Genomic DNA, 9,473 nt, shown 5'->3' on the forward strand with positions numbered 1-9,473 from the left:
GGGGTATTCGGCAGAACGGGCCGGCACCCCCACATGGATGGAACCCGCACCATGGCCCACCCCCGCACCCTCGACCCCCACCAGGCCAGCAGCCGCCTGCACGAACTGATCGTCTTGGACGTCCGCACCCCCGGCGAATACGCCACCGGCCACCTCCCGGGCGCCCTCAACATCCCCCTCGACCATCTCACCCGCGCCCTGCCCGACATTCGCGCGGCCGCCGCCCGCGGCGACATCCTCGTCGTCTGCGCCTCCGGCGCCCGCTCCGAGAACGCCTGCAACACCCTTGCCGACAACGGCATCACCACCGCCACGCTCGCCGGAGGCACCGGAGCGTGGGCCGCAGGAGGCCACACCCTCCACCACCCCCAGGGGGCCACCCGCACCACCTGGAGCATGGAACGCCAGGTCCGTCTCAGCGCCGGCGCCGTCGTCCTGACCGGCCTCGCGCTGGGCCGCCTGCGCCCCGCCTTCCGCCTCGCCTCCGCGGGCGTCGCGGGCGGCCTGGTCTTCTCCTCCCTCACCAACACCTGCGGCATGGCCGACCTCCTGGCCAAGCTCCCTCACAACCGCCCCCGCCAGGGCGACCTGGAGGCAACCCTCGCCGCCCTGCGCTACCGCTGACCTCAGGGGGAAGATACCCCCTGGGGTACCATGGGGTGAGAATGCAACAGCCCAGGAGGCACCGGTGAAGGTCGACGACGACGCAGTCAACGCAGTCCTCAACCGACTGCGCCGCGCCCAAGGCCAGCTGGCCGGCGTCATCGCCATGATCGAAGCCGGCCGCGACTGCAAGGACGTCGTCACTCAGCTCGCGGCGGTCTCCAAGGCCTTGGACCGCGCCGGCTTCAAGATCGTGGCCAGCGGCATGCGCCAGTGCATGACCGACGCCGGTGAGAACCAGGCCCCCATGACCGAGGAAGAACTCGAAAAGCTCTTCCTCGCCCTCGCCTGACCCGCCCCCGCACCGGAACGGCATCCTCACGATGGCCGACGTGGCACCACGGAATGGAACCAGCCATGCCGCAACGTGCCAGTAGGTACGGTCAACAGTGCTTGACGGGGGATCCGTAGAAGTAGCCGAAACGTCGGGCCAGGCCACTGTACCCGCAGGTCAGGCGCTATGCGGGTACAGCAAGTGCCGAGTGGTTCCCAAGCTCACAGCCGGGGTTCGATTCCCGTCATCCGCTCGTGAACGAAGGCCAAAGTCGCAGACCTGGGCCTTCATGGTTTGACCTTCGCTCTCTGTCCCGGACCCGATGAGGACGGTCCGGGACAAAGGGCCCGTGTCGCGTCACCCGCTGCGGCGGACCCGCGCCCGCCCACGGAGCAGCACGCCGGCGCCTCCTGCTGATCGGTGGGGCCGTAGAAGTCGGACCCGAGACAACTTCCTCAACGTCCAGGCGACGCTCCGGTCGCTCGACACACGAAACAAACTGTCCGCGCCTGGCAGCGACGCGTGGTTCTAAGCTTACTGTCGTAGGTCCGCGCCCTCAGCGATTTCGACCTCTCCCCGATGACATGCTGTGTGGTGGCGACGTACGCCGTGCCACCATCCCCTTCCTCCGGTACTCGTCCACCTTTTCGATCTCTCGGGGTTTTGCGGATCCCTGCGCCACGCTCGCTCCCGTGGGCTTCCGGTTGTCAGCGGCGCTACGGTCCCCCCGTGTCTTTGCCGGGGCGGGCGACATGCGAGCGTGGGGTGCCAAGTTCTTCGCCGGGATGCCTTGGATCGTGGGCACCAGGTTCGGGGAGCAGCATGGAGGAAGAGCCCTCAACCGGCGCACGCCCCTGGCGGGCTCCGCTGAGGAGGGAGCCTTTCAGGATGGGTACACAAGAGCCGCTCCCCGGACAGGAGCGGGGCGGCCCGGCGGGGCTGTCACCGCCGGGTGGGCTGCTCGATCTGCTCAGTGTGGCCGCGATCGTGCTGGATACACGTGGGCGGATCGTGTTCTGGAGCCCGCAGGCCGATGAGGTGTTCGGGTACACCGCCGAGGAGGCCCTGGGCCAGTACGCGGCGCACCTGCTGGTCCACGAGGAGCACCAAGACCTCGTGGTCAAGTTGTTCGCCGAAGTGATGGGGACCGGCGCGAGCTGGGCCGGCGCGTTCCCGATCCGTTACAAGGACGGCAGCACGCGCCTGGTGGAGTTCCGCAATATGCGGCTGCTGGACTACCTCGGCGACACCTACGCCCTGGGTGTCGCCGCCGACCAGACCACGCTGCAACGGTTTGAGACCGACCTGGCTCTCTCCCAGCGCCTGGTGGCGCAGGCACCCATCGGCATCGCCCTCATGGACACCGATCTGCGGTACCTGCTGGTGAACCCGGCTTTGGAGCGCATCAACGGCATCCCCGCCGCCGACCACATCGGCAAGCACCCCCGCGACATCCTGAGCCTTCTCGACGTGGAGACGATTGAGTCCGCTCTGCGCCAGGTGCTGATCACCGGCACACCGGTGATCGACCAGTACACCGTCGGCCGCACGCCGGCCGACCCGGACCACGACCACGCCTGGTCGGTGTCCTACTTCCGCATCGATGGCGCCAGCGGGCGGGTGATCGGCGTGGCGAACTCGGTGGTCGACGTCAGCGAACGCCACCAGGCAACCACCGAAGCCGACCGGGCCCGGCGCCGGCTCGCGGTGATCGCCGACGCCTCCGCCCGTGTCGGCACCAGCCTGGAGGTGGAGCGCACCGCGCAGGAGCTGGTCCACGTCGCCGTGCCCGACCTGGCCGACGTCGCGGCCGTCGACGTCCTCGACGACGTCCTCGCCTTCCGCCGCGCCACCCCATCCCGCGCCCTGGGCCCGGAAACGTTCCGGGCCCTCGCCGTGGCCGCCGCCTACCCGACACCCGCGATTACGGCCTCGCTGCCGGCCGGGAACCTGGCGGCGTACGGCGCGGACCGGCTGATCACCCGCTGCGTACACACCGGAGCGCCCGTCGTCGTGGCCCACGCCAGCGGCGACGACCTCACCCACATCGCCCGAGATGCCGACGCCGCTGCTGCCTTTGCGCAGGCGGGCGTGCACTCCTATCTGGCCGTGCCGCTGATCGCCCGCAACGAGGTCCTCGGCGCATTCGACCTGCTGCGCGCCCGAAACCCCCTGCCCTTCGATGAGGACGACGTCCTGCTCGCCGGGGAGATCGCAGCCCGGGCCGCCGTAGCCATCGACAACGCCCGCTGGCACCAGAGCGTCCGCAACACCGCAGAGACCCTCCAGCGCAGCCTCCTGCCGGGCCACCCACCTCCGCTCACGGGCCTTACCGTCGCTTCCCTCTATCAGCCCGCCCAGGCGACCAGCGAGGTGGGAGGCGACTGGTACGACGTCATCCCCCTGACCGGCGACAAGACCGCCCTGGTGGTCGGGGACGTCATGGGCAACGGCATCGACGCCGCCGCCACCATGGGCCGCCTGCGCACCGCCACCTGTGCCTTCACCGACCTCAATCTGGAACCCGACCAGGTGCTTCAACACCTCGACAAGATCACCTGCGGGCTCGAGCACTACATAGCCACCTGCATCTACGCCGTCTACGACCCCCACGACCACCGGTGCCGCATCGCCAACGCCGGACACCTGCCACCCGTCCTCGCCGCAATCGGCCGGCGTCCCCGCCTGCTCGACCTGCCCACCGGCGCACCCCTCGGCGTCGGCGGCGTCCCCTTCCACACCACCGCCTTCGACCTGGGCCCCGGCGACCGGCTCGTCCTCTACACCGACGGCCTGGTCGAAACACGCCGCCACCCCATCGACGAGCGCCTGAACACCCTCCTGGACACCCTTGACGGACCGCGCCGCCCCCTGGACGACACCTGCCAGTGGCTCTTGAACTCACTGCGACACCCCGACGATCACGACGACGTGGCGATCCTCATCGCCCAAGCCATATGTGCACCGGCCGAGCGCCACGGCACCTGAGCGCGACTGGCTACTGGACGCTCCATGCTGCGTACAGACGCCACCACCCGCGCCCCCTTCACCGGGGCTGTGGCGCGAGCCTGTTCAACCTGCGGGTCATCTCCGCTCAGGCGACTTGGAAGCGTGAGGTTCGCGGCGCGGCTCCGGTGTCCACGGACCTGCGCCGCGATGCGGGCGTCGTCGTTGGGCGACGCCCGCATCGTGTCAGCCGACGGTCAGGGTGAGCCGCCGGTCTGGAACTGCAGGAACAGCCGCCACTTCCTGGCGGTGTCTGCCGAGCGTGCCATGCGCCGGGAGAGGTGGATCCCGACGCAGGCGGCCAGTGCCATGCCCCGGGACGTGTCACCCGCCTCCGATGCCACGTTCTCGCGTATGGAGCCCGCAGAAACCATGGGGACCGGCACCGCCGCCGCCATCGAGGCCGGCGATCTGACCCTGGGTACGCGTGCCGCCGGCGGAACACATTGCGCGGGCTCATCGTTATCTCGGATCCCCCAGGGGCAATTGCTCGCTCGTCGGGAAGGGATCGCCATGCACGGTTACGTGGCCCACAAGGACGATGCCCTCAAGCGGCTGCGCCGCATCGAGGGTCAGGTCCGCGGCCTGCAACGCCTGGTCGAGGAGGACGCCTGATACACCGACGTCCTCACCCAGGTCGGCGCCACCACCAAGGCACTGCAGTCCTTCGGGCTCACCATGCTGGAGGACCACATCCAGTCCTGTGTGGCCGACGCGATCGCCGGCGGCGGGGACCAGGCCAAGGGCCAGGTCGCCGAAGCCTCCCAGGCCATCGCCCGCATGGTCCGCTCCTGAGCGGCAGCGGCCCCGTACGGGAGGCTGTCAGCTTCGTCCAGCCCCGTTGTGCATGGCAGTGACCAGCCAGGAGCTGCTGCGCAGCCACACCGATCCCTCTGCCTCGTGACGGTGCAGAGTATCCGTCAGTGCCTGGCGCGCCTCCGCCTGCTGCGGCGGGGTGACCTGGCTGAGTAGATGGCGTCCCGGGCCGGAGTCCAGCAGGAACGCCGCGGCGTCGGCCGCGTCGGCGCCCCAGTTTCCCGGCACCTCGAGCCGCTGCACGTCGACTTCGCCGAACCCGCCCGCGGTGACCAGGGTGCGAATGTGCTCGGGGTCGGTGAGTGAGAACATGCCGGGGCCGCCGGGCTTACCGAAGCCGCCGAGCGGCAGGATGCCCTCCAGTGAGGCCAGCGCCTCAAGCCACTCGTTGGCTTCGGCTTCGGCGGCGCAGATGAAGGCCAGTCGGCCGCCGGGCCGCAGTGCGCGGTGGAGGTTGGCGAACGCGGCGACGGGGTCGGTGAAGAAGGTCATGCCGTACCGGCTGATGACCGCGTCGAATCCCTCAGCATCGAAAGCGTGGACCTGGGCGTCGCCTTGCACGAAGGAGACGTTCTCCACCCTTTCGCGCTGGGCGCACTCGCGGGCCCGCTCCAGCATGGGGCCGGACAGGTCCAGCCCGAGCGCCCGGCCCCGGACGGCGCGCTGGGCCGCGAGGAGGGTGCTGCGCCCGGCCCCGCAGCCGATGTCCAGCACGTGATCGCTTTCCGTGATGGCTGCGGCGTCCAGGAGGGGCTGGTTGAAGCCGTTGTTGATGGCGTCCCAGCGCTCCTGGCTGCGGGCCCACTGCTCGCCCTCGTAACCGTTCCACGCCTCGGCCTGTGCGGTGTTGGCGAATCGAGCCATGGGTGAACTCCGTCCCGCCGGGGCGCAGCGCGGCGCCCCGGCTCTAGTATGGGCAAGCGCCCAAACAGTATGGGCGTTCGCCCATACTCGCAACGGGCTTGATGAAAGGGGCTGTTGTGTCACCTCGTGGAGTGGCGATTCCGGACCTGCGCGAGCGGTTGTTCGCGGCGGCGGAGCGCGTAGTGGCCCGTGACGGTGCGGCGGGCCTCACGAGCCGGGCCGTCACCGCTGAGGCGGACTGCGGCAAGGGCGTCCTGCACACCCACTTCGCCGGCCTGGACGAGTTCGTCGCCGAACTGATTCTGGACCGGTTCGCGCGCAGTGCCCGCCAAGCCGCGGCGCTGCACGAGAAGGTGGGGCAGGCCACGGTCGCGGGGAATCTCCAGAGCGTTGTTCTCGCCTTGCTGGATGCCCTGCCCCCGGCAGTGGTGGGCCTGGCGCTGACACGCCCGGCGGCCGCACTGCACACCCGGGAAGGCTTCCAGTCCGGAGCGCCTGCGTTCGACGCGATCCAGCACGCTTTCACCGCCTACCTGCAGGCGGAGCAGGGTGGTGGCCGGATGGTCTCGGACGCCGATACCGCCACCATCGCGCTGGCACTGGTCGGCACGATGCATCACCTGCTGATGACATGCGTTCCCGGCCGAGGCGAGGAGCCGGAAAAGATCATCGGGCGGCTGCTGGCCGTACTGCTGGGTGGTGCCGAGCAGCCGCCGATGGAGTGACCGCGGAGTCAGTGCCCGTGCGCGTGTCCGTCGTCCTGGGGCTGCTCAGTCGGGGGAGTGGCGGGAGCCGTGCGGGCCGGAGCCGTCGGCTTGGACTGCGGGGTCGGCTGCGTGCTGCCGGTCACGGTCGGTTCCTCGTGGTGGGTCTCGCTCTCGCCGGCGCCGGTGCCGTGGCTGTGCCCGCCTGATTCCGGGGCCATGGAGGACGCGACGTAGCGCAGGCCGGCGAAGGCGGCGACGGCTGTGAGGAGGATGGCGAGTCCGGTCAGGCCGAATATGCGTCGCCAGGAGGCGTCCTCGTCTTTGATCACGAAGGCGATGAAGGAGAGCAGGATGCCTGCGGGGATGAGGGTGGCGGCGCGGGTGGGGAAGTCCGAGAAGTGCTGGAGGCCGCCGCTGAGCATGCCGATGCCGAAGGAGAGCAGCAGAGAGGCGCCCATGATGCCCGCCACCTGCTTGAACGTCGCCTTGCGGCGGGTGAGCAGGAACTCGTTGAGCGCGGTCGCGGCGAGGAAGAGCAGGACGCCGTAGAGGGCGATGCGGGTGTAGCGGGCGGGGTCCAGGGGGTGGTGGACGACGGCGCCGCTGATCAGGCCGGCGCCGACGAAGTAGCCGACGTATCCGAGGTAGCGGGCCAGGAGCCTCTTGCGTCGGGAGCGGGCCTCGCGGATCTCGCTGCGGCCGGCTGACCGGGGTGCGGGGACGGGCGCGGCCGGGGCGCGGTCGGCGAGCTGGGTGGGCGTCATGGGGACTCCTTGCAGGCGTACGGGTGCAGCCCGGGCCGAGCCGACGACGGTCGCGTCGCGGTAGTGGCAGGAGCGGTTGCCGGAGGGCAGGCTGCACCGGGCCCGGCCCCGGTTCGGGGCGGGCAGGGTTACGTATGTGCGGGCAGCATGAGCTCACCGACGGCCTACGGAGGCGCCGGGAGCCGGGAGTGGTCTAGATGCGCAGGATTGCTGTGGTGCCTGGCGGTCGTGAGCCGCCCAGGGCCGGAGCGGGACCGTGATACCGGTCCGGGGACGCAGCGAGCACCGCCGGCAGGATCCGCGTAAGGGCGTGCTCGGTGGGAGGGATCAGCGTCGGCGGCTGCTGCGGCGCGCTGGTGGCGCACTCCTCGGCGGTGTGGGACGCGCCGTGTCCCTCGCCGTGATGGTCGTCCGGGGTGCTCTCGGCGAGCGCCGAATCCGTGGTGGAGGTGAGGAAGCCGGCGGCCGTGTCGGTGTGGCCGCGGACCCCGTCGAGGCTGACGCCGTGCGAGTAGAGGAAGGCGAACACCAGCATGGCCACCAGCAGCACACATCGCGGGCCCGCGAGAATGCGGGTCCGCAAGGTGGAGGTACGGGGCCGGGCGGTGTTCACGTCGCGATCCTATCCACGGCCCCGTGGCGGCCCGCGGGGCGGTCCCCGCAGGCTTCACTCCGATAGGTGATCTTGCGGCTGGCTCCGGGCAAGTCAGTGCCCTGGGTTCATGTGGCCCGGTTGGTGCACGGTATTCCACGGGCGTCCGCCGTCCTTGGACTCGTAGACGGCGTCGTTCGTGTCGGCGGCCAGCAGGTGGGCGGGGCTTGCCGCGGTCAGTACCGCGGGCTGTACACCGCCCGGGAGGCGGCCGCGTTCGCTCCAGGACCTGCCGTCGCCGCTGGCCACGACCTTGCCGTCGGCAGCGAGGGAGATCAACTGTCCGGGGCGGGCCGCTCTACGGCGGCCAGGGCCGGTGCGCCGGGGACCGGCTGGAAGGTGGCACCGCCGTCGGTGCTGTGCAGCAGTCCGTCGCGGGTGGTCGCCCACACCTCCTGGGGCGCCCCTGCGTGGGCGGCCAGGTCGCCGCCTGGGATCTTCGCGCGCCGTTCCCAGGTCGCGCCGCCGTCCTTGCTGGCCCAGATCTGCGAGGTCTGGCTGTCGAGGCCGTAGAGGGTCGGGCCGGCCTGCTGGAGGGAGTGGAAGCCGGCGTCCCCTCCGGCGGAGACGGTGGTCCAGGTCTGGCCGGTGTCCGCGCTGCGGATCAGGCCCAGCTGCGGTGAGGTCGCGGTGGGGTCGGTGGGGGAGGGGTGGCCGCTGGCGAGGAAGGTGCGCGGGTCGGTGACGGTGAAGCCCATCGTGTCCTGGTAGCGGTCGGCGATCCGTACGGCGCCGGTGGGGCCGAGGCGGAAGACGCCGAGATGCCCGGCGGCGTAGAGGGTGCCGTCGGCGGGGTCGACGCCGAGACCGTGGAGGTGCCCGGTTCCCGGGACGGGATCGCCGGCCTTGGGCGCGGTGGCCTTGGGGCTTGTGGTCGAGCGGGCGGTCAGCAGCAGGCGCCGACCGCCACAGCGACCGCGGGTATCCGGAAGCGGATGGTCATGTGTGAGGTCCAGAACGATTGAGAAGGGACAGGCGGGCGGGTGCGGGCAGCCATCACCGGCTGCCCGCACCGAGGCGTGCTGAATCGCGTCAGCTCTTGTTGCCGAGGAGGGCGTTCATCCGGGCGATCTCCGCGCTCTGGGAGGTGATGATCGCTCCGGCCATCTCCTTGGCGGGCCCGTACTTCCCGTCGGACTGCTCGATCTTCGCCATGGCGACCGCGCCCTCGTGGTGCTTGACCATCATCTGGAGGAAGGCGGCGTCGAACGCCTTGCCGGACGAGGACTCCAGCTGCATCATCTCCTCGGCCGACATCATCCCGGACATGTCGTGCCCGCCGTGGCCTTGGCCCTCGGCCGGGACCTGCTCGCCCCAGGAGGTCAGCCAGCCGGACAGAGTCTTGATCTCCGGGTCCTGAGCCTTCTTGATCTCGGTGGCGAGCTTCTTCACCTCGGCCGACTCCGCGTGGGTCGCGGCGAGGCCGGCCATCTCGATGGCCTGACGGTGGTGGGGGATCATCCCCTGGGCGAAGGTGACGTCGGCCGCGTGGTGGTCGCCCTGCTGTGCCGGGGCGGATGTGGACGGCGAGGCGGCGCTGTGGCCGTTGTGGGCCGAACCGGCGTTGTCGCCGTTTCCGCCGCAGGAAGCGAGGACGAGGGCGGCGGTGGCGGCTGCTGCCACTGCGGTGGCGCGGCGGATCAGGGAACGCTTGGTGGTCATAGTGGTGCAACTCCTGCGGTGAAGGCGCGCGCGATGGGCGTGCCGGGGTAAGGGCTGGTCCGAGA

At 70.5% G+C, this 9,473-nt stretch carries 11 protein-coding genes and 1 pseudogene; 5 read left to right on the forward strand and 7 right to left on the reverse strand.

What is annotated here, in order from left to right:
* The first annotated feature begins 51 nt into the window (after positions 1 to 51).
* From ACWG52_RS35900 to ACWG52_RS35910, 3 genes are all read left to right on the forward strand, one after another.
* Positions 52 to 624 (forward strand): rhodanese-like domain-containing protein, encoded by a 573-nt coding sequence (locus ACWG52_RS35900; RefSeq protein WP_326747039.1) that lies wholly within the window; start codon positions 52 to 54, stop codon positions 622 to 624.
* A 64-nt stretch (positions 625 to 688) separates the two neighbouring features.
* Positions 689 to 955 carry a metal-sensitive transcriptional regulator gene (locus ACWG52_RS35905; protein ID WP_280913761.1) on the forward strand — a complete coding sequence of 89 codons (267 nt, stop codon included), beginning with the start codon at positions 689 to 691 and terminating at the stop codon, positions 953 to 955.
* An 870-nt stretch (positions 956 to 1,825) separates the two neighbouring features.
* Positions 1,826 to 3,925 carry a SpoIIE family protein phosphatase gene (locus tag ACWG52_RS35910; protein WP_389806755.1) on the forward strand — a complete coding sequence of 700 codons (2,100 nt, stop codon included), beginning with the start codon at positions 1,826 to 1,828 and terminating at the stop codon, positions 3,923 to 3,925.
* A 215-nt stretch (positions 3,926 to 4,140) separates the two neighbouring features.
* Here the strand turns inward: ACWG52_RS35910 and ACWG52_RS35915 are convergent, their stop codons facing one another.
* Complete coding sequence (locus tag ACWG52_RS35915) at positions 4,141 to 4,287, reverse strand: hypothetical protein (protein WP_453127062.1); 147 nt, start codon at positions 4,285 to 4,287, stop codon at positions 4,141 to 4,143.
* 169 nt (positions 4,288 to 4,456) lie between these two features.
* On the opposite strand from ACWG52_RS35915, the pseudogene ACWG52_RS35920 reads away from it, so the two are divergent.
* Positions 4,457 to 4,738 (forward strand): annotated as a pseudogene (locus ACWG52_RS35920) (metal-sensitive transcriptional regulator).
* Positions 4,739 to 4,765: 27 nt separating this feature from the next.
* Here ACWG52_RS35920 and ACWG52_RS35925 read toward each other — a convergent pair.
* Positions 4,766 to 5,623, reverse strand: coding sequence for a class I SAM-dependent methyltransferase (locus ACWG52_RS35925; protein WP_389806754.1), 858 nt, complete (start codon positions 5,621 to 5,623; stop codon positions 4,766 to 4,768).
* A gap of 116 nt (positions 5,624 to 5,739) precedes the next feature.
* Between ACWG52_RS35925 and ACWG52_RS35930 the strand changes: the two genes are divergently transcribed.
* The gene (locus tag ACWG52_RS35930; protein ID WP_389806753.1) at positions 5,740 to 6,348 is read left to right on the forward strand and encodes a TetR/AcrR family transcriptional regulator; all 609 of its coding nucleotides are present in this window, start codon (positions 5,740 to 5,742) and stop codon (positions 6,346 to 6,348) included.
* Between the two features lie 8 nt (positions 6,349 to 6,356).
* Here ACWG52_RS35930 and ACWG52_RS35935 read toward each other — a convergent pair whose 3' ends face one another.
* The 5 genes from ACWG52_RS35935 to ACWG52_RS35955 all read right to left on the reverse strand — a co-directional run bounded on the left by ACWG52_RS35935 (position 6,357) and on the right by ACWG52_RS35955 (position 9,408).
* Positions 6,357 to 7,094, reverse strand: coding sequence for an ABC transporter permease (locus ACWG52_RS35935; protein WP_389806752.1), 738 nt, complete (start codon positions 7,092 to 7,094; stop codon positions 6,357 to 6,359).
* A gap of 193 nt (positions 7,095 to 7,287) precedes the next feature.
* On the reverse strand, positions 7,288 to 7,707 hold the full coding sequence (locus ACWG52_RS35940) for a hypothetical protein (RefSeq protein WP_326747034.1): 420 nt from the start codon (positions 7,705 to 7,707) through the stop codon (positions 7,288 to 7,290).
* Positions 7,708 to 7,800: 93 nt separating this feature from the next.
* Positions 7,801 to 8,025, reverse strand: a complete 225-nt coding sequence (locus tag ACWG52_RS35945) for a hypothetical protein (RefSeq protein WP_389806751.1) — start codon at positions 8,023 to 8,025, stop codon at positions 7,801 to 7,803.
* Entirely contained in the window at positions 8,022 to 8,759 is a 738-nt protein-coding gene (locus tag ACWG52_RS35950) for a F510_1955 family glycosylhydrolase (RefSeq protein WP_389806750.1), read from the reverse strand. Before ACWG52_RS35950 ends, ACWG52_RS35945 begins: the two co-directional genes overlap by 4 nt.
* Positions 8,760 to 8,778: 19 nt before the next feature.
* On the reverse strand, positions 8,779 to 9,408 hold the full coding sequence (locus ACWG52_RS35955; protein ID WP_389806749.1) for a DUF305 domain-containing protein: 630 nt from the start codon (positions 9,406 to 9,408) through the stop codon (positions 8,779 to 8,781).
* Positions 9,409 to 9,473 lie beyond the last annotated feature (65 nt).

This window comes from Streptomyces sp. CLCI03 (genome assembly GCF_053615355.1).

What these genes read in the sequence shown, in the direction of transcription:
- ACWG52_RS35900 (WP_326747039.1), top strand. Translation starts at nt 52, where the DNA reads ATGGCCCACCCCCGCACCCTCGACCCCCACCAGGCCAGCAGCCGCCTG.
- ACWG52_RS35910 (WP_389806755.1), top strand. Translation starts at nt 1,826, where the DNA reads ATGGGTACACAAGAGCCGCTCCCCGGACAGGAGCGGGGCGGCCCGGCG.
- ACWG52_RS35925 (WP_389806754.1), bottom strand. Translation starts at nt 5,623, where the DNA reads ATGGCTCGATTCGCCAACACCGCACAGGCCGAGGCGTGGAACGGTTAC.
- ACWG52_RS35935 (WP_389806752.1), bottom strand. Translation starts at nt 7,094, where the DNA reads ATGACGCCCACCCAGCTCGCCGACCGCGCCCCGGCCGCGCCCGTCCCC.
- ACWG52_RS35955 (WP_389806749.1), bottom strand. Translation starts at nt 9,408, where the DNA reads ATGACCACCAAGCGTTCCCTGATCCGCCGCGCCACCGCAGTGGCAGCA.